Raw genomic sequence first — 18708 nt, forward strand, 5'->3', positions numbered from 1 at the left:
CCCCTCAATCGAACCCGAGGAACTCGAACAGGTCACGGTCCTTCATCGGCATCGCCGAGAGCGGCTTGCCGCCGGCCCAGAGATGGGCTGCGAGCCGCATGTACTCGTCCGTCACTGCGATGAGTTCGGGCGTCGGCTCCATCTCGAACAAGGTCGATTTCTTGAGGCGCGAGCGCCGGACCACGTCGAGATCGGGGAAATGAGCGATGCGCTCCAGGCCGACGGCGGCGTTGAAACGGTCGATCTCGTCGGTCTTGGCCGAGCGGTTGGCGATGACGCCGCCGAGCCGCACGGGATAGTTCTTCGATTTCGAATGGATCGCGGCCACGATCCGGTTCATGGCGAAGATCGAATCGAAGTCGTTGGCGGTGACGATGAGGGCCTGGTCGGCATGTTGGAGCGGTGAGGCGAAGCCCCCGCAGACCACATCGCCGAGGACGTCGAAGATGACGACGTCGGTATCTTCCAGAAGATGATGCTCCTTCAGGAGCTTCACCGTCTGGCCGACGACGTAGCCGCCGCAGCCGGTGCCGGCCGGCGGGCCGCCAGCCTCCACGCACATGACGCCATTGTAGCCCTCGGCCACGAAATCCTCGATCCGCAGCTCCTCCGAATGGAATTGCACCGCCTCCAGGGCGTCGATCACCGTGGGGGCGAGGCGCTTCGTCAGGGTGAAGGTCGAATCGTGCTTCGGGTCGCAGCCGATCTGCAGCACGCGTTTCCCAAGCTTCGAGAAGGCCACCGACAGGTTCGACGAGGTGGTGGACTTGCCGATGCCGCCCTTGCCGTAGACGGCGAAGACCTTGGCGGTGCCGATCTTCAGCGCCGGATCGAGTTCGACCTGGAGGCTGCCTTCCTCGCGGCGCGAGGCCACGGGATTACGGATGGCGATGTTCATGCGGCGACCCCTGCGGTGATGCCTTCGAGACGGTCTTCGAGCTCCTCCTCGGCACGGTCGAGCGCGTCGCGCGTGGCCGCGTCGGGAGTCCAGAAGCCGCGCTGGTGCGCCTCGATCAGCCGATGCGCGACCTTGGCGGACGCGGTCGGGTTGAGGGCGGCGAGGCGCTCGCGCATCGCCGGATCGAGGAGGTAGGTCTCGGTGATGCGCTGGTAGATCCAGGGCGCGACGGCGTTGGAGGTGGCCGACCAGCCCATGGTGTTGGTGAGATGCGCCTCGATCTGGCGCACGCCCTCGTAGCCGTGGCCGAGCATGCCCTCGGTCCATTTCGGGTTGAGCATGCGGGTCCGGGTCTCCAGGGAGACCTGCTCGGAGAGCGAGCGCACGACGCCCTCCCCCCGTGTCTGGTCGCTGATGAAGATCGGCACGGCCTCGCCCTTGGCGCGGGCCACCGCCCGGCCCATCCCGCCGAGACCGTCGAAGTAATGGTCGACGGAGGTCACCCCGACCTCCACCGAATCGAGGTTCTGGTAGGCGAGATCGACCTTGGCGAGCACGCTGCCCATCAGGGCACGCTGGGCGGTGGGCCGACCGTTGCGGCCATAGGCGAAGGATTTGCGGCGCGAGAAGGTCTCGCTGATCTCGTCCTCGTCCTCCCAGCGGCCGGATTCGACGAGGTTGTTGACGTTGGCGCCGTAGGTGCACTCGGCATTGGAGAACACCCGCAGGGCCGCCGTCTCCATGTCGATGCCGTGCTCGTCCATGTGGGCGAGGGCATGCTTGCGCACGAAGTTCCACTCCGGTGGTTCGTCGGCGGTGGCTGCGAGATAGGAGGCTTCCGCCAGCAGCTTGGTCTGGAGCGGCAGCAGATCGCGAAAGATACCCGACAGGGTCACCACCACGTCGATGCGCGGGCGGCCGAGCTCTTCGAGGGGGATCAGCGTCGCGCCGCACAGGCGGCCATAGCCGTCGAAGCGTGGGCTCGCGCCGATCAGGGCCAGGGCCTGCGCGATGGGGCCGCCCTCGCTCTTGAGGTTGTCGGTGCCCCACAGGACGAGGGCGATGCTCTCGGGCAAGGGCGCACCCTCGTCGCGGTAGCGGGCGAGGATGCGGACGACCTGCCGGGTGCCGTCGGCTACCGCGAAGGCCGAGGGCAGGCGGTAGGGGTCGAAGCCGTGGATGTTGCGCCCCGTCGGCAGCACGGACGGGTTGCGCAGGAGGTCGCCGCCGGCAACGGGCGGGATGAAGCGGCCGTCGAGCGCCCGCAGCAAGGCTGGAAGCTCGTGGTCTTGCGCCAGCAGCGTGTCGGTCTCGCGCAGGGCGATGAAGGCGGCGCGGTGGGCGTCGTCGAGAGGCAGGCCGGAGGCCGTCAGGGCCTGGTCGATCGTGTCGCCGGCCACCAGGGCGGCGATGCCGGCGCGGTCGGGCCGGAGCCCGCTCGAGGCTTCGGCCAGGGCGGTCAGCAGGTCGATCCGCTCTTCAGGGGGCGTGCCCTCCCCGACCACATGCATTCCGTGCGGGATCAGGCTGTGTTCGAGTTCGCTGAGCGCGAGGCCGAGGGCCAGGATCCTGCCGGACATGTCCCCGGACCAGGCCGGCTCGGCCGATGTCAGGTCGAGGGCTGAGCCCTGCGCCTGGATCAGCTGGCCGAGTTCGCGCCGCTCGGCTTCCGCCTCCGGCTCCAGCCCGCGCCAGCGCTCGACCGAGGCCTTCAGGTCGATGAGCCCGCGATAGAGGCCCGCCTGAGTGAGGCTCGGCGTCAGGTAGCTCACCATGGTGGCGGCCGAGCGGCGCTTGGCGATCATCCCCTCGGACGGGTTGTTGGCGGCGTAGAGGTAGACGTTGGGCAGCGGCCCGATCAGGCGCTCGGGCCAGCAGGAAGCCGACAGGCCGGTCTGCTTGCCGGGCATGAATTCGAGCGCCCCGTGAGTGCCGAAATGCAGCACGGCATCGGCGCGGAAATCCTCGCGCAGGTAGCGGTAGAAGGCGGAGAAGGCGTGGGTCGGGGCAAAGCCGCGCTCGAACAGCAGCCGCATCGGGTCGCCCTCGTAGCCGAAGCCCGGCTGCACGCCGACGAAAACATTGCCGAATTGCGCGCCCAGCACGAAGATCTGCGAGCCGTTGCTGTTCTGGCGCCCCGGCGCCGGACCCCATTGCGCTTCGATCTCGGAGAGGTGGCGCTCGCGCCGGATATGGTCGTCGGCCGGGATGCGGTGATGGACGTTGGCACTGGTGCCGTAGCGGGCTGCGTTGCCGGCGAGCACGGCGTTGCGCAGGTCGTCGACGCTGTCCGGCACGGCGACGTCGTAACCGTCGGCCTTCAGGCCTGTCAGCGTGTTGTGGAGCGAGTGGTAGACCGAAAGGAACGCCGCCGTGCCGATGCTCCCGGCATTGGGCGGAAAGCCGAACAGGACGATAGCGACCTTCCGCGAGGCCTTTTCCGTCCTGCGCAGCGAGACGAGGCGTTCGACGCGCGCTGCCAGCATGTCCGCCCGTTCCGCATGGACGCTCATGTCGCGGGCATTGGCGCCGGGCGACGCGCTGGAGCGACCGCCGAACACCATCGGCGCGGTGGCGCCGTCGAGTTCGGGAATCGCCACCATCATGGTGGCCTCCACGGGGGAGAGTCCGCGATCGGAGGCCTCCCATTGCTCCACGGTCTGGAATTCGAGGGCGTGGGCGGCGAGGTAGGGCACGTCGAGGCCGCGCAGGGTCTCCTCGGCGGCCGAGGCGTCGTTATAGGCGGGGCCGCCCACCAGGGAGAACCCGGTGAGCGAGACGAGGGCGTCGATGGTGGGCCGCCCGTTGCTCCTGAAGAACGCTTCCACCGCCGGGCGGTTGTCGAGGCCGCTGGCGAAGGCCGGCACGACACTGAGCCCGCGCGCCTCAAGGGCGGCGATGACGCCATCGTAATGGGCGGTGTTTCCGGCCAGCACGTAGGAGCGCATCACCAGCAGGCCGACGCGGCCCTTCACGGTGCCGGCGGGAGCCGGAACCCGTGTCACGTCCTCGCCGATCCGGCCCTTCATGCGTGGGTGGTAGAGACCGGTCTCGGGATAGCTCATGGGGGCCGGAGCGGCGGCGATCTCGCGCCAGGCCGCGCGCGGCCCGGCGGCGTAGCGGCCGACGAGGAAGCGCACCAGGGCGGCGATGTTCTCGTCCGAGCCCGAGAGCCAGTATTGCAGGGTGAGGAAATAGGCCCTGACATCCTGGGCCGAGCCGGGGATGAAGCGCAGGATCTTGGGCAGGCGGCGGATCATCGCCATCTGGCGGGCGGCGTTGCCCTGGCCGCCGGGCTTGCCGCGCAGCTTCTTCAGGAAATCGAGGGCGCCACGCTTGGTGCCGTCCATGTCGAAGCGGTTGAGGCGCGTCGTCTTCACGATCTCGCTCGCCGACAGGCAGCCGATCATGGCGTCGCAATGCGGGCGGCGGGCGAGCAGCGCCGGATGGATGGCGCGGACATGCTCGTCCATGAACAGCATGGTCGAGAGCACGATGTCGGCGACCGCGATGTCCGCCTTGCAGGACGCGAGCGCACCCGGATCGGTGTCCCATTCGGCGGCGGCGTGGAAGCCGAGGACGAGCCCCGGCATCTCGTCATGGAGCCGGCGGCGGGCGCGTTCGAGCGCGCTCGCCATGTGATTGTCCATCGTCACGACGACGATGCGGAGGGCCGGACGCTCAGCGCCCGAAATGCGCTTTGGCATCATAGAGCGTCTCGACTGTGATGAGGGGGAGTTCGCGCTCGCGGGCGAACCGTTCGGTATTGGCGCGGGCTTTGCCCCGCACGAAGAACGGGATCTTCCTGAGTTCCTTCTCGGCGTCGGGGGCCCAGGTGCTTTGTGCAGCGCCGGAACTCCCTCCCCCCTCTGCGGGGGAGGGTGCCTGCGGAGCAGGCGGGAGAGGGGGCGACCTTTCCGGAGATGGCGCTCCCCAATCCCGACCCTCGCTGACGCGAGGGCCACCCTCCCCCGCAAAGGGGGGAGGGACAGGCTGGTGAGCGGGTCCGAGATGGGAGGGCGCGGCGTCGGCGTGGAACTCGTTGTCCTCGCGGAACATGCCGAGCAGATGTTCTTCCAGCCCCATCATCAACGGATGGACCCAGGTATCGAACAGGACGTTGGCGCCCTCGAACCCCATCTGCGGCGAATGCCGGGCGGGGAAATCCTGGACGTGGATCGGGGCCGAGATCACCGCGCAGGGAAGGCCCAGACGCTTGGCGATGTGCCGCTCCATCTGGGTGCCCAGTACCAGTTCGGCGGCGCTGGCCTGGATCGCCGCTTCCACGTCGAGGTAATCGTCGGTGACGAGGGCCTCGATGCCGTGGAGCGCCGCCTCCGCCCGGATCTCGCGGGCGAATTCGCGGGTATAGGTGCCGAGGCCGACGACCTTGAAGCCGAGTTCGGTGGACGCGACGCGGGCGGCGGCGAGGGCATGGGTGGCGTCGCCGAAGACGAAGACGCGCTTGCCCGTCAGGTAGGTCGAATCGACGGAGCGCGAGTACCAGGGCAGCCGCGACGGTGCGCCGTCGAGAACCGGGGCCGGATCGATCCCGGCGAGCGCCGCCACCTCCTCGACGAACCGGATGGTGGCCTGGACGCCGATCGGCACGGTCTCGACCATCGGCTGGCCGAAGGTCTTGTGCAGGTGCTGCCCGGCGGCCCGCGCGATCTCGGGATAGAGCACCACGTTGAAATCGGCCTCGCCGAGGCGGCCGAGATCGGCGGGGCTCGCCCCGAGCGGCGCCACCACGTTCACGTCGATGCCGAGGGCGTCGAGAAGCTTCCGGATCTCCACGAGGTCGTCGCGGTGGCGGAAGCCGAGGGCGGTGGGTCCGAGGATGTTGCAGAGCGGACGCCGCCTCTCGCGCGGCGCGGTGGGTTTCACCGGACCGGCCAGAGTGCGCACCAGCCGGTAGAAGGTCTCCGAGGCGCCCCAGTTCTCCTTCTTCTGGTAGGAAGGGAGATCGAGCGGGATGACCGGGATCGGCAGGGCGAGGGCCTTGGCGAGACCGCCCGGATCGTCCTGGATCAGTTCGGCGGTGCAGGACGCGCCAACGATCATCGCCTCCGGCCGGAACCGCTCGTAGGCGGCCTCCACCGCATGCTTGAAGATCGCGGCGGTGTCCGCGCCGAGGTCGCGGGCCTGGAAGGTGGTGTAGGTCACCGGCGGGCGCGCATCGCGCCTCTCGATCATGGTGAAGAGCAGGTCGGCATAGGTGTCGCCCTGGGGCGCATGCAGGACGTAGTGCAGTCCCCGCATGGCGGTGGCGACGCGCATGGCGCCGATATGGGGCGGGCCTTCATAGGTCCAGATCGTGAGCTGCATCGCGTCAGACCTCCAGCCGGGTGCGACGGACGAGGGGTCTGGCGAACAGTTCGGCGAGGTCGCCGGCCTGGTCGTAGCCCTGGATCGGGGTGAAGAGCAGCTCGATCGACCATTTCGTCGCCAGCCCCTCCGCCTCCAGCGGGTTGGCGAGGCCGAGGCCGCACACCGTCAGGTCCGGCCGGGCCGCCCGGCACCGGTCCATCTGGGCATCGAGGTCCTGGCCCTCGACGATCGTCGTTCCGCGCGGGAGCAGCGCCAGTTCGTCGGCGAGATGGCCGCGATGCAGGTAGGGCGTGCCGATTTCGACGAGTTCGGCGCCCAGTTCCCGCGACAGGAAGCGCGCCAGGGGGATTTCGAGCTGCGAATCGGGGAAGAAGAACACGCGGCGGCGGGCGAGCATGGCCCTGTAGGGCGCCAGCGCCTGTTCTGCGCGGCGCGATCCCGCGGCGGTGGCCGCGGCGAACCGGGCGGGGGCTACGCTGAACGCGTCCGCCGCGGCCCTGAGCCATCCGGTGGTGCCTTCGGCGCCCAGGGGAAACGGGGCGGCGAGCCGTTTTGCGCCCCGCTCCTCCAGCGCCCGTGCCGTGTCGGCGAGGAAGGGCTGGGCCAGTAGCGTCAGGGTGTTCGGTCCCACCGGTGGCATTTCGCCGGCCCGGCGCGCGGGCAGGAACCGCACGGGGGCGATGCCGAGTTCTGCGAAAATGCGGGCGAACTGGTCTTCGACCACGTCGGCCAGCGCCCCGACCACGAGGAGCGAGGGGGCGGCATCTTTCGCCTCGGCCGGCATGGAGGGGACGAGGGAGGCGAGGCAGGCATCCTCGCCCTGCGTGAAGGTGGTCTCGATGCCGCTGCCCGAGTAGCTCAACACCCGGACTTGGGGAGACAGCCCGCGGGACAGGCGCTGCGCCGCGCGGCCGAGATCGAGCTTGATCACCTCCGACGGGCATGAGCCGACGAGGAACAGCAGCTTGATCTCGGGGCGGCGCTCGATCAGCCGGCCCACCACGCGGTCGAGCTCGTCGTTCATGTCGGCGATGCCGGCGAGGTCGCGTTCGTCGATGATGGCGGTGGCGAATCGCGGCTCGGCGAAGATCATCACCCCGGCGGCCGATTGGATGAGATGGGCGCAGGTGCGCGAGCCGACGACGAGGAAGAAGGCGTCCTGGATCTTGCGATGCAGCCAGACGATCCCGGTGAGGCCGCAGAACACCGCCCGCTGGCCGCGCTCCTGCCGGATCTCGACGCCGCAGGCGGGGTCGAAGTTGCCGAGCTTGGCATGGGCATTCATCGCGCGCCCTCCGGTGAGAGGACGAGGCGGGACGGGGCCTGGAGCCGGGCGGCGCGCAGCTTCAGCAGGAATTGCGCAGCGTTGACGGCGTAGGACGCGTAGGCGGCGAGCGCCAGGAGCATCAGCCCCGCCGTGTCGAGGGCGCCCGTGGCGAGCGCCACGAGATAGGCGCTGTGCAGGGCCAGCACGAGCATGCTGACCATGTCTTCCCAGTAGAAGGCCGGGGCGAACAGGTAACGCCCGAAGACGTCCTTCTCCCAGATCGAGCCCGTGACCATGATCGCGTAGAGCAGCAAAGTCTTGGCGACGATGGAGACGTTGGCCATCTGCGCGCCCTCCCCCGTCGCCAGGGTGCGCAGGACGAGGCCGAGGCTGATCAGGAAGACCAGGAACTGGAGGGGGGCGAGGATGCCCTGGACCAGGGTCCAGCGGGAGGCGTCGCGCCGGGCGCGCTCGGCCGGCGAGTAGAGAGGTCGAGTCGGCTGGCCCCCTCTTGCAGGCATCGGTTCCACCCTGTCCCGGCTTAGCCCCGCATGGTCGGGGTCCGTTGCCGAGGAGGGTATGAACCGGCGGATTAAGTGTCAAGCTGGCTTTACGTCATTTTAAATTTACAGCATTGATGCATAATAATGTGAGTTGCTGGATTGCCAAATGGGTTGTGAAGCGTATCGTTATCGACAAGGCCCGCTTGTCGCACTGCAAGCAGCGTCGGACGCTTTTTAAGTCGAAGACGTCAAGTTCGACAATCAAGATCGAGCTGGATCAAGAAGCCGTCATAAAACATTGGAGGACCCAATGGATGATGTCTGGCGGTTTCGCACGGCTTCCGGGATCGAGCCGGTTGCATTGGACGAGTGCGCCTCGTCGGAATTCGCATTATATCCTGGCGGGGCCAGGCAGGAGCGGAACTCCGCGTGGGACGTCGATCTCGCCAGTGTCATCGAGGCGGAGATCATCCCTCGCCTGATGCTCGCCCACCGGGCGGATTCCCGTGCCAACCGCCCGGGAATCCTGCCGAGCACGGAGCAGATCACGGATTTCGCCACGCTGGTCCTGTCACCGGACGGCGAGGATGTCGAAGACCGGATCGCGCGCCTCGTTGATGACGGGCTCGCCCTCGACAGCCTGCTCCTCGATCTCCTCGCCCCCACGGCCCGCCATCTCGGCCTCTTGTGGGAAGAGGACCTCTGCGACTTCGCCGAGCTCACCATCGCTATGGGCCGGCTCCAGCGCATCATGCACGAGCTCACCGCCCGGTTTCGCGACGAGCCGGCGCCGGACCCGCACGGCCGCAGCGTCTTCCTGATGGCCTGTCCCGGCGAGACGCACAGCTTCGGTCTCTCCCTCGTCGAACGCTTCTTCCGCGACGCCGGATGGGATGTGACCAGTGCGGCCCATTCCGCGCATTCCCAGGCGATCCGCGCCGCCGGCACGGGCTGGTTCGATGTGATCGGCGTATCGCTCGGCTGCGAAACCCTACTCCCAACCCTCACCCGGCTGGTGACCGAGCTTCGTCGCACCTCGCGCAATCCATCGGTCCGTGTCATGGTCGGCGGGCCGATCTTCATGAACCATCCCGAATATTCGGCACTCGTCGGCGCGGACGCGACGGCGGGTGATGCACGCCTTGCCATAACCATCGCCGAGAGCTTGCTTGATCCGCGGGCCAGACCCTGCTGAAAGACCGGCTCGACGTCGTCACATCGTGGTGATCCTTGACCAGTCTGGCACTTCCCGCCGCGGCGGAAACCTTCGCAGCGCTTCGTAAGGCACTCGGTCCCCTGGACGCGGAGTCGGCCGGGCTTCTCGTCGCGGCCGCGACGGATCTCGCTCTGGTGGTCGATGCGGACGGGATCATCCGCGATGCGGCCTTCGGCAACGCGGATTTCGCCGATGAGGGCTGTGAGACCTGGCTCGGCCAGCCCTGGATGGATACCGTCACGGTCGAGAGCCGGCCGAAGATCGCCGCCCTCTTGCGCGATGCCGCCCCGGGCGCCGTCACGCGCTGGCGGCAGGTGAACCATCCCTCCGCCACCGGCATCGACCTGCCAGTCCGCTATTCCGCCCTGCGCCTGGAGAATGGTGGTCCGATCATCGCCATCGGCCGCAATCTCCGCGCCATGGCCGTGCTCCAGCGAAAGCTCGCGGAGACCCAGCAGGCCCTGGAACGCGACTACCTGCGCCTGCGCGGCGCCGAGACCCGCTACCGTCTGCTCTTCCAGCTCGCCGGCGAGCCTGTCCTGGTGGTGGATGCCGCCACCCGCCGGGTCACCGAGGTGAACCCGGCCGCCGCCCGCCTCCTCGGCCGGGCGGAGAAGCGCATCATCGGACAGGACGTGGTCGACCTGTTCGATTCCGCCAGCACCCGCGAACTCGAATCGCTGTTCGCTGGCCTGCGCATCACCGGCCAGGCCGGCGATCTCGTCGCGCAGCTCGGCAACGGTCGCGGCGAGACCCGCGTCGCCGCCTCCCTGTTCCGCCAGGAGAACGCCACGAGCGCGCTCCTGCGCCTCTCCTCCGGCCCCGCCGAGGTGGCCGGACCGAGCCGTGCCGGCACCTCCGCCCTCGACGTGATCCAGAGCCTGCCCGAGGGTTTCGTCGTCACCGATCCGGCCCGCCGTATCCTCGCCGCCAACGCCGCCTTCCTCGATCTCGTGCAGCTCGCCACCGAGGAACAGGTGCGCGGCGAACCCCTCGATCGCTGGCTCGGCCGAGAGGAGACCGAGGCCGCCGCCCTGTTCTCCACCCTCGGCCAGCATGGCTCGGTGCGCCATTTCGCGACGAGTCTCCGGGGCGAGTACGGTTCGGTGGAGGAGGTGGAGGTCGCCGCCGTCGCGGTACCCGGCGCCGGGCAACCCTGCCTCGGCTTCACCATCCGTTCGACGCCGCGCCGCACGGCGGCGGCTTTGGGCGGTCGGGAATTGCCACGCTCCGTCGAGCAGATGACCGAACTCGTGGGCCGGGTCTCGATGAAGAACCTCGTGCGCGAATCGACGGACCTGATCGAGCGCCTCTGCATCGAGGCGGCCCTGCGCATCACCCGCGACAACCGGGCCTCTGCCGCCGAGATGCTGGGGCTCAGCCGGCAGGGCCTGTACGCCAAGCTGCGCCGTTATGGCATCGGCGATCTCGATGCGCCGGAGCCTTCCGACGAACAATAGTTCAGGCCTGTCTTCCGGCAGGCCAAATGTCGCACAAGATTGGCATTTTATGTGTCAATCTTTCTTGACACTTCCGACGGTCGGCCCCTAGCTTCGGGGCATGGCAACGTCGGCGTCCACCCCTCCCGCCGCTTCCGTCGGCATCCCCGCTCCAGCCACCCTGGTCGAGCTTCTGAAGCCGATCACCTGGTTCGCGCCGATGTGGGCCTTCGCCTGCGGCGTGGTCTCATCGGGTATGGCGGCCGAGGGGCGCTGGCCGCTGATCCTCGCCGGGATCGTGCTCGCCGGCCCCCTGGTCTGCGCGACCTCGCAGGCGGTCAACGATTGGTACGACCGCCATGTGGATGCGATCAACGAGCCGCTGCGCCCGATCCCGTCCGGCCGGATGCCTGGCCGCTGGGGCCTCTACGTCGCGCTGGCCTGGACCGCCCTCTCCCTCGCCGTCGCGGCCTCGCTCGGGGTCTGGATCCTCAGCGCCGCGCTGTTCGGGCTCGTCCTCGCCTGGATCTACAGCGCGCCGCCTCTGAGGCTGAAGCAGAACGGCTGGTGGGGTAACGCGGCAGTGGGGCTCTGCTACGAGGGCCTGCCCTGGTTCACAGGTGCCGCCGTGATGGCCGGCGCCCTGCCCGACCACCGCGTTCTCACGGTGGCCCTCCTCTATTCGGTGGGTGCCCACGGCATCATGACCCTCAACGACTTCAAGTCGGTAGAGGGAGATGTGCGCATGAATCTCCGCTCGCTGCCGGTCCAGCTCGGGACCGACCGGGCCGCGCGCCTCGCCTGCCTCGTCATGGCCCTGCCACAGCTGGCGGTGATCCTCCTCCTCTCGGCCTGGAACTGCGCGGGGCACGCGGCCCTCGTTACGGGGCTGCTCGTGGCGCAACTCGCGCTGATGTCCCGCCTGCTCCGGAGCCCGCGCGAGCGGGCAGCCTGGTACAACGGTACCGGCACCACCCTCTACGTGCTCGGCATGCTGGTGGCGGCTTTCGCCCTCAGGGCACTCGCGCAGCAGGGAGCCGCGTGATGGCGCCGATTATGGGCTGGCTCGCCATCGTCCGCCTCGGCCTCGTTCAGACCGCTTTGGGTGCCGTGGTCGTTCTCATGACCTCGACCCTCAACCGGGTCATGGTCGTAGAGCTCGCTTTGCCGGCGATGATCCCCGGCGCCCTCGTCACCCTCCACTACGCCGTGCAGGTTCTGCGCCCGCGCTGGGGCTACGGCTCGGATGTGGGCGGGCGGCGCACGCCCTGGATCGTCGGCGGCATGGCCGCGCTCTGCCTCGGCGGATTCGGTGCGGCGGCGGCGACCGCCCTCATGGAAACGCAGCTTTCCACCGGCATCGCCCTCGCCATCCTGTCCTTCCTCTTGGTGGGGATGGGCGCGGGCGCGGCTGGGACCTCTCTCCTGGTTCTCCTGGCGGGCGGCGTCGATGCGCGCCGCAGGGGGGCTGCCGCCACCATCGTCTGGGTGATGATGATCGCCGGCTTCGCCATCACCGCGCCGATCGCCGGACATTTCCTCGATCCGTTCTCCGGTGTCCGGCTGGTGATGGTCTCCGGCACGGTGTCGCTTGCCGCCTTCGCCCTCGCCTGTCTCGCAATCCGTGGAATCGAGCCGCGCCGCGCGGCGGCCGCACCGTCCGATGCCCGCGGGAAGCGGCCGTTCCGCGAGGTCTTGGCCCGGGTCTGGTCGGAGCCGGCCTCGCGCCGCTTCACCATTTTCATCTTCGTGGCGATGCTCGCCTACAGCGCGCAGGAGCTCATCCTCGAACCCTTCGCCGGCCTCGTCTTCGCGATGACGCCGGGGGCCACCACCAAGCTGTCCGGTCTCCAGCATGGCGGCGTGCTCGCCGGCATGATCACCGTCGCCGGCCTCACCATGGGAATCGGCGGTCCCTATCTCGGCTCGCTGAAAGTATGGACCGCCACCGGCTGCGCCGGCTCGGCGCTGGCTCTGGCCGGAATCGCCGTCGGTGGCCTCGTCGGCCCGGATTTCCCCCTGCGCGCCGCCGTCTTCGCTCTTGGCCTGTTCAACGGGATGTTCGCCGTGGCCGCCATCGGCTCGATGATGGGTCTGGCGGGTGCCGGTGGCGAGGCCGAGCGCGGCACCCGAATGGGCGTCTGGGGCGCGGCCCAGGGCGTCGCCTTCGGGGCCGGAGGCTTCCTCGGGACCATGGCGGTGGATCTCGCCCGCCTCGTCAGCCCCGAACCGGTCCATGCCTATGCCGCCGTCTTCCTGGCCGAGGCCGCCCTGTTTCTGGTCGGCGCCGCCCTGGCCATGCGGATCGAGCATGCCGCTGCGACGCAATTGCGCCGCCCTGCCCGCCCCGCCGAGCCCGTGCTCCAGCCCCGATTGTCGTTGAGGTGAGACCCATGCCGGAATTGGAGACCTTCGACGTCGTGGTGGTGGGAGGCGGCCCGGCCGGGGCCACCGCCGCCACCGATCTCGCCCGGATGGGGCGGCGGGTGCTGCTCCTCGACAAGCCGGGGCGGATCAAGCCCTGCGGCGGCGCGATCCCGCCGCGCCTGATCCGTGATTTCGCCATTCCCGACGCGCTGCTCGTCGCCCGCGTCCGCTCGGCCCGCATGATCTCACCGGCCGACAAGCGGGTGGACATGCCCATCGGCGACGGCTTCGTCGGCATGGTCGACCGGGAGCATTTCGACCCCTGGCTGCGCGAGCGCGCGGCCCTGGCCGGGGCCGACCACCGCCCCGGCAGCTTCACCCGCATCATCCGCGACGCGGAAGGCGGGGCGGTGGTGCATTACCGCTCGGGCGATGCGGAGCACCGGGTCCGCACCCGCCTCGTCATCGGCGCGGACGGGGCGAGTTCGGTGGTCGGGCGGGCCGAGATTCCCGGCCACGCGGCGATGAAACAGGTCTTCGCCTATCACGAGATCGTCCGGCCGCCGGCGGATGGGAGCGGCGATGTCGAGGGGACGCGCTGCGACGTCTACTACCAGGGCAAGCTCTCGCCGGATTTCTACGCCTGGGTCTTCCCCCATGGCGACACGATCAGCATTGGCACCGGCAGCGCCCGCAAGGGGTTCTCCCTGCGCGGGGCGATCCGGTCCCTGCGCGCCTCCACGGGCCTCGATGCCGGCGAGACCCTGCGCCGCGAGGGCGCGCCGCTGCCGCTGAAGCCGCTCAGGCGCTGGGACAATGGCCGGGACGTGCTGCTCACCGGGGACGCCGCCGGCATCGTCGCCCCGGCTTCGGGCGAGGGCATCTACTACGCCATGCTCGGCGGCCGGCTCGCGGCGGAGGCGGCCGACACCTTCCTCGCCACCGGCAAGGCCGCATCCCTGGCCCTTGCCCGGCGTCGCTTCATGCGCCTGCACGGCCGCGTCTTCCTGATCCTGCGCATGATGCAATGGGTCTGGTACCGCAACGATTCCCTGCGCGAGCGCTTCGTCTCGATCTGCAAGGACAAGGACGTCCAGCAGCTCACCTGGGATTCCTACATGAACAAGGAGCTGGTCCGGGCAAAGCCCGCCGCCCATGCGCGGATCTTCTTCAAGGATCTGGCGCACCTGTTCCGCTGGGTCTCGCCGTGATCGGCGGTTACGAGACCGGCCCGGTCGTGGCTGCGGCGGCCGCCGCCCTCGTCACCGCCCTTGCCGGTGGCCTCCTGACGACGACCGGCCCCTGGTATCAATCCCTGCGGCGTCCCTCGTGGAAGCCGCCTGACTGGGCCTTCGGCCCGGTTTGGACAACGATCTTCACCCTCATGGCGATCTCCGCCGTGATGGCCTGGCACGCGGATGCCGGAACCTCGGCGCGCACCGCGCTACTGGTCGCCTACGGCGTCAACCTCTGTCTCAACATCGCCTGGAGCGGCATCTTCTTCCGCCTACGCCGGCCGGACTGGGCCTATCTCGAAGTCATCGCCCTCTGGCTCTCCATCGTGGCGCTGATCGCGGTGACGGCCCAGGCCTCGGGGATCGCGGCGTTGCTGCTCGCGCCCTACCTCGCATGGGTCAGCGTCGCGACACTTCTCAACCGGGCGATCGTGCAGCTGAACGGGCCGTTTGGCCGGGCCGTACCGGTCCGCGATGTCGGAAGCCGGGTATGATTCCGGATGTGGCGACCCTGGCGTCGCTCTTCGCCTCCGGGCGGATCATCGACGTAATCCTCGGTCTCGTGGCCCTGGAGGCCGCCGCCCTCGTGGCATGGCGCCTTCATGGGCGAGATCGCCCGCTCCTTCCGCCCCTTTTCTGCAATCTCGCCTCGGGCGCGGCGCTGATGCTGGCGATCCGCGCCGCGCTAATCGGCTCGGATTGGACGGTGGTTGCGCTCTGCCTCATCGCCTCGCTGATGGCGCATCTAGGGGAGGTCGCGTTGCGCATGTTTGGGGGGGCGCGTTCCGCATCCGATCCGGCGATGCCCGATTTTCGCCAACCGGGCAGACCGGTCACGAAGCGTGCCTGAATTGCTGCTGTCCAACCTTCGGCTTCATGAGTGGAGAACCGGCATCATGCGTCGCATATCTGCCCTTCTGCTCGGTTCGGCCGGTCTCATCGCCGCCGTGACCGGTGTCTCGGCCCAAGATGCGGAACAGATCAAGCGGGGCGAATACTTGGCGACGGCGGGCGATTGCGTCGCCTGCCATTCGGCACCGGGCGGCAGGCCCTTTGCCGGGAACTATGTCCTCAACACGCCGATCGGGAAAATCCGCACGCCTAACCTCACACCGGACGACGAGACCGGGCTCGGCAAATGGACTGCCGACGACTTCTACCGCGCCTTGCACGAAGGCATCGACAACGAGGGCAGCTACCTCTATCCGGCCTTCCCCTTCGCCTGGTACACCAGAGTCACGCGCAACGATTCCGATGCGATCTTTGCTTATCTGCGCTCCCTCGAGCCGGTGAATGAGCCCCGCAAACCTTCCGAGATCCCCTTCCCCTTCAATATTCGCAGCGCGCTCATCACCTGGCGCACCGCGTTCTTCACCGCGGGCGAGTTCAAGCCGGATCAAAACGCCAGCGCCGAGGTCAATCGCGGCGGCTACCTCGTGGAGGGGCTCGGCCATTGCGGCATGTGCCACAACGCCAACAAGATCGTCGGAAACAGCGGGTTGGCGGGCAAACTCGGTGGCGGGGTCATCGACGGCTGGTATGCGCCCAACATCACCCCCGACGACCACACCGGCATCGGCTCCTGGACCGACGATCAGGTGGTCGAATACCTCAAAACCGGCACGGCTCCGGGCAACCGGCCGGGCGTCGCAGCCGGGCCGATGCGTCAGACCATCGAGGAATCCCTCTCCAGGCTGACCGATGCCGACCTGAAGGCGATGGTCGCCTACCTGCGCACGCAGAAAGCCAAAGAGAGCTATAAAATGAAGGACATCCAGGCCTTTAACCAGGCCGATGCGCCGGGAGCGGCCGCCTATCTCAGCTATTGCTCCTCCTGCCACAAGCCGGACGGCCAGGGCGTCGAGGGGGCGATCCCGGCGCTCGCCGGCAATACCTCGGTGCAGGCGGAAGGTCCCGAGACGGTGATCCGCGTCATCCTCGGCGGCCTCGCTGCCCAGAACGGCTACGCGCCGATGCCGGCCGTGGGGGCCGGCATGACCGACCGAGAGGTCGCCGACGTCACGGACTACATCCGCAACGCGTGGGGCAACAACGCCCCCGTCATCGCCGAGCGCGGCATCGTCACAACCGCCCGCGCCGCCACTCAGACCATGCTCGCCGGAACGGCGCCCTGCGCGGAGATCGCGCAACCCGAGGTCGCAAAGGCCATCGCCGATGCGGGGAGTGCCGAGAGCCTCAAAGGCTTGGCGCCGGACAACTTCGTGCCGGTCATCGACTCTCTGCTACCCAAGGTAAAGGCAGCCGCCGGAGGGGCCAAGGACGACCACATCGTCAATGGGCTGACGACAGTGTTCTGCCAGACTGCGCGCCATGATCCGGCCTACGGCAAGATCGGCTGGCACGCGGTCATCGGCAGCTTTTCCAGCGTCGTATATAGTCAGATCAGGAATCCCGAGAAACGTGTAGCCTTGCCGGCCCCCGCTGGTGTTGCGCCGACGCCGTGATTCAGCGCTAACGACGTCGCGGACATCAATACCTGCGAGCGCTGCAAACGCGAAGCCGATGATTTTGATCTCACATTGGAAAGCGGTATCGCGGCAAGAGTACAAATAAATATTTCCGTCTATGCAAATAACAATCGCTGCTTTAATTTGTAGGTATTTCGCGAGAGAATTGCCCCTTTATCTATATGTGACCTTTTGGTGACGTCCGCAGATGCGATGGCGATACGTGGGGAATGAGATCCGGTGCTGGTGCGTCGATGAAGGAGAGCTGGCTCGAACGCAGCGCTCTTCCCATCACGCTCGAAGAAGAGGCACTGGATGATTCACGGTACCCGTCACGCGACATACACGCTCGGTCTCACCCTGTGCGTCGGCCTCGGCCTGACCACCCTGGCTTCAAGGCCGGTCCAGGCCGGTTCTGCGGCGCAACCGGGACAGACGGTCGGTCTCCCCGTTGGCGCCCAGCTTCCCGTCGGCCTCTACTTCGTGAACACGTCGAGCTTTGGTGTCCGCGATACCCGGCCGCTTGATTCCGAATCTAATATCAACCTGCCCACCTTCCTTTGGGCGACGCCCTGGAACCTGCTGGGCGCGCGCCTCAACCTAGCGGCGATCCAGCCGGTCGTAGCGTCGAGTCCGCGAGGCGCAGCCTATCAGAGCGGCATCGGCCAACCACTGCTCGCTGCCCAACTTGCTTGGAACCTCGGCAACGATTTCGGCGTCAGTTATCTCTTCGGTGGATACCTGCCGATCGAGACGGAGTTCCTCACCCGGAACGCGTCCCTCAGCCACCGCTTCGCTGCGAGCTATACGGGTAACGGACTGAACCTGACCGCTAATCTGCTCTACGGAGTTTTCGTCGATCCGGTGACCGCCCAAGGTGTGGTCTATCCCGACTATCTCAACCTCGACCTCACTGCGACCAAGAAATTCGGTAAGTGGGAGGTCGGCCCGGTAGCCTTCGCCTCCACTGACATGCCCACCCGATTTCCTGGGTATCGCCGCCAGGGACAGATCGCCGTCGGCGGCCTCGTCGGCTACAATTTCGGGCCTGTGAACCTCCAGGCCTATGTCACGCGGGATGTGGTGGAGCACAATTACGGCGGTCAAGAAACGCGCGGTTGGCTGCGGCTCATCGTGCCGATCTACAAGGAGAGCACCAATTCGGCGGCTCCCTCGATCCCACTGAGCGGGCGGCAATCCCTGCGCTAGGGATTCCTCATAGAGCGTTCAAGCGAAAGGCCGACTCCAGCACGCTCCGGGCTCCGGTATCGATAAGGAGCGTGTTGCCGGTTTGAAGTCGGCATCCCCTGCTGGCGTCCATGCCTTCGAAGGCGGTCGTGACAAGGGGCCGTCGAGGAGGTGTCCTGCGAAGTTGGGACAGGTTGGCTGATGCAGGGGCACCGCCACGATGCGGGAGCGCTTGCCCCCGGGGCTCGAGGTAGCCAACGCGCATAACGCGCGGCCCAGATCACCTCCACAGCCAAAGTTCCTCATTCCCAATGTTGTGAATATAGATGCTCTCATCCGAAGCGAGAGCCTGTCGATTTGGATCGATCGTTGCAATAAGGCCTGCCATGAACGCCAGACGTGGCTATATGCTAATTTTCTGACTTGAGAGAGTCGCCTTACCCCAATATTATTTAACAAGAAACCCGTATCTCAAATCGACAATTCGTCGGGATGGCGCTGGGTGGAGCCGATCTCGCATGGCATAGCGTTATCCGATAGAATAAAACCTTCTTCAGAAACTAGAGGGTGACGCATTTAAACTGGAAAATGCTTTGCTCTGTTCCTGTTTCGAAACATGTGTGTCCGGACGGGCGAGCATCGTCGTTCGGGTGGGTCGGCGTAAGGGAATTTCCTCGGTTCCGTGTGAAGTACAAGGCGGTGCACCTTCGGGACAGGGCTGGGATTTACCGTAAACCGCCCATTAATCCGACTCGTCGAAACCTAGCGATCGTTGGGGCCGGGGCGACATGCGCTG

The 18708-nt window shown here is 67.5% G+C and carries 14 protein-coding genes; 9 read left to right on the plus strand and 5 right to left on the minus strand.

The annotated features are described in order from the left end of the window. Nucleotides 1-4: 4 nt before the first annotated feature. The 5 genes from bchL to bchF are packed head-to-tail and all read right to left on the minus strand — an operon-like array spanning nt 5 to nt 8017. On the minus strand, nt 5-898 hold the full coding sequence (bchL, locus tag AC0IXR_RS09200; RefSeq protein WP_018043258.1) for a ferredoxin:protochlorophyllide reductase (ATP-dependent) iron-sulfur ATP-binding protein: 894 nt from the start codon (nt 896-898) through the stop codon (nt 5-7). Further along, entirely contained in the window at nt 895-4605 is a 3711-nt protein-coding gene (locus tag AC0IXR_RS09205; protein ID WP_471760791.1) for a magnesium chelatase subunit H, read from the minus strand. Before AC0IXR_RS09205 ends, bchL begins: the two co-directional genes overlap by 4 nt. Further along, nucleotides 4580-6226, minus strand: a complete 1647-nt coding sequence (gene bchB / locus AC0IXR_RS09210) for a ferredoxin:protochlorophyllide reductase (ATP-dependent) subunit B (protein ID WP_471760490.1) — start codon at nt 6224-6226, stop codon at nt 4580-4582. The genes AC0IXR_RS09205 and bchB overlap by 26 nt, the downstream gene beginning before the upstream one ends. A gap of 4 nt (nt 6227-6230) precedes the next feature. Beyond that, nucleotides 6231-7514: a ferredoxin:protochlorophyllide reductase (ATP-dependent) subunit N gene (locus tag AC0IXR_RS09215; RefSeq protein WP_471760491.1), complete on the minus strand. Its 1284-nt coding sequence runs from the start codon at nt 7512-7514 to the stop codon at nt 6231-6233. Beyond that, the gene (bchF, locus tag AC0IXR_RS09220) at nt 7511-8017 is read right to left on the minus strand and encodes a 2-vinyl bacteriochlorophyllide hydratase (protein ID WP_471760492.1); all 507 of its coding nucleotides are present in this window, start codon (nt 8015-8017) and stop codon (nt 7511-7513) included. The genes AC0IXR_RS09215 and bchF overlap by 4 nt, the downstream gene beginning before the upstream one ends. A 292-nt stretch (nt 8018-8309) precedes the next feature. On the opposite strand from bchF, the gene AC0IXR_RS09225 reads away from it, so the two are divergent. The 9 genes from AC0IXR_RS09225 to AC0IXR_RS09265 all read left to right on the plus strand — a co-directional run bounded on the left by AC0IXR_RS09225 (nt 8310) and on the right by AC0IXR_RS09265 (nt 17933). Next, complete coding sequence (locus AC0IXR_RS09225; RefSeq protein WP_471760493.1) at nt 8310-9194, plus strand: cobalamin B12-binding domain-containing protein; 885 nt, start codon at nt 8310-8312, stop codon at nt 9192-9194. Between the two features lie 35 nt (nt 9195-9229). Beyond that, nucleotides 9230-10675: a transcriptional regulator PpsR gene (gene ppsR, locus AC0IXR_RS09230; protein ID WP_471760494.1), complete on the plus strand. Its 1446-nt coding sequence runs from the start codon at nt 9230-9232 to the stop codon at nt 10673-10675. Between the two features lie 100 nt (nt 10676-10775). Beyond that, a complete protein-coding gene (gene chlG, locus AC0IXR_RS09235; protein ID WP_471760495.1) occupies nt 10776-11699 on the plus strand; it encodes a chlorophyll synthase ChlG in 924 nt (307 codons plus the stop codon). Beyond that, nucleotides 11699-13042, plus strand: a complete 1344-nt coding sequence (locus AC0IXR_RS09240) for a BCD family MFS transporter (protein WP_471760496.1) — start codon at nt 11699-11701, stop codon at nt 13040-13042. The genes chlG and AC0IXR_RS09240 overlap by 1 nt, the downstream gene beginning before the upstream one ends. 5 nt (nt 13043-13047) lie before the next feature. After that, a complete protein-coding gene (locus AC0IXR_RS09245; RefSeq protein WP_471760497.1) occupies nt 13048-14232 on the plus strand; it encodes a geranylgeranyl diphosphate reductase in 1185 nt (394 codons plus the stop codon). Then, nucleotides 14229-14750: a TspO/MBR family protein gene (locus tag AC0IXR_RS09250; protein ID WP_471760498.1), complete on the plus strand. Its 522-nt coding sequence runs from the start codon at nt 14229-14231 to the stop codon at nt 14748-14750. Before AC0IXR_RS09245 ends, AC0IXR_RS09250 begins: the two co-directional genes overlap by 4 nt. Continuing rightward, on the plus strand, nt 14747-15106 hold the full coding sequence (locus AC0IXR_RS09255; protein ID WP_207411764.1) for a hypothetical protein: 360 nt from the start codon (nt 14747-14749) through the stop codon (nt 15104-15106). The genes AC0IXR_RS09250 and AC0IXR_RS09255 overlap by 4 nt, the downstream gene beginning before the upstream one ends. Before the next feature lie 46 nt (nt 15107-15152). Further along, entirely contained in the window at nt 15153-16721 is a 1569-nt protein-coding gene (locus AC0IXR_RS09260; protein ID WP_207411765.1) for a c-type cytochrome, read from the plus strand. A gap of 318 nt (nt 16722-17039) precedes the next feature. Continuing rightward, the gene (locus AC0IXR_RS09265; RefSeq protein ID WP_471760499.1) at nt 17040-17933 is read left to right on the plus strand and encodes a transporter; all 894 of its coding nucleotides are present in this window, start codon (nt 17040-17042) and stop codon (nt 17931-17933) included. The last annotated feature ends 775 nt before the right edge of the window (nt 17934-18708 follow it).

Source organism: Methylobacterium sp. AC832 (assembly GCF_979256025.1).

What these genes read in the sequence shown, in the direction of transcription:
- bchL (WP_018043258.1), bottom strand. Translation starts at nt 898, where the DNA reads ATGAACATCGCCATCCGTAATCCCGTGGCCTCGCGCCGCGAGGAAGGC.
- AC0IXR_RS09205 (WP_471760791.1), bottom strand. Translation starts at nt 4,605, where the DNA reads ATGCCAAAGCGCATTTCGGGCGCTGAGCGTCCGGCCCTCCGCATCGTC.
- bchB (WP_471760490.1), bottom strand. Translation starts at nt 6,226, where the DNA reads ATGCAGCTCACGATCTGGACCTATGAAGGCCCGCCCCATATCGGCGCC.
- AC0IXR_RS09215 (WP_471760491.1), bottom strand. Translation starts at nt 7,514, where the DNA reads ATGAATGCCCATGCCAAGCTCGGCAACTTCGACCCCGCCTGCGGCGTC.
- bchF (WP_471760492.1), bottom strand. Translation starts at nt 8,017, where the DNA reads ATGCCTGCAAGAGGGGGCCAGCCGACTCGACCTCTCTACTCGCCGGCC.
- AC0IXR_RS09225 (WP_471760493.1), top strand. Translation starts at nt 8,310, where the DNA reads ATGGATGATGTCTGGCGGTTTCGCACGGCTTCCGGGATCGAGCCGGTT.
- chlG (WP_471760495.1), top strand. Translation starts at nt 10,776, where the DNA reads ATGGCAACGTCGGCGTCCACCCCTCCCGCCGCTTCCGTCGGCATCCCC.
- AC0IXR_RS09240 (WP_471760496.1), top strand. Translation starts at nt 11,699, where the DNA reads ATGGCGCCGATTATGGGCTGGCTCGCCATCGTCCGCCTCGGCCTCGTT.
- AC0IXR_RS09245 (WP_471760497.1), top strand. Translation starts at nt 13,048, where the DNA reads ATGCCGGAATTGGAGACCTTCGACGTCGTGGTGGTGGGAGGCGGCCCG.
- AC0IXR_RS09255 (WP_207411764.1), top strand. Translation starts at nt 14,747, where the DNA reads ATGATTCCGGATGTGGCGACCCTGGCGTCGCTCTTCGCCTCCGGGCGG.
- AC0IXR_RS09260 (WP_207411765.1), top strand. Translation starts at nt 15,153, where the DNA reads ATGCGTCGCATATCTGCCCTTCTGCTCGGTTCGGCCGGTCTCATCGCC.
- AC0IXR_RS09265 (WP_471760499.1), top strand. Translation starts at nt 17,040, where the DNA reads ATGATTCACGGTACCCGTCACGCGACATACACGCTCGGTCTCACCCTG.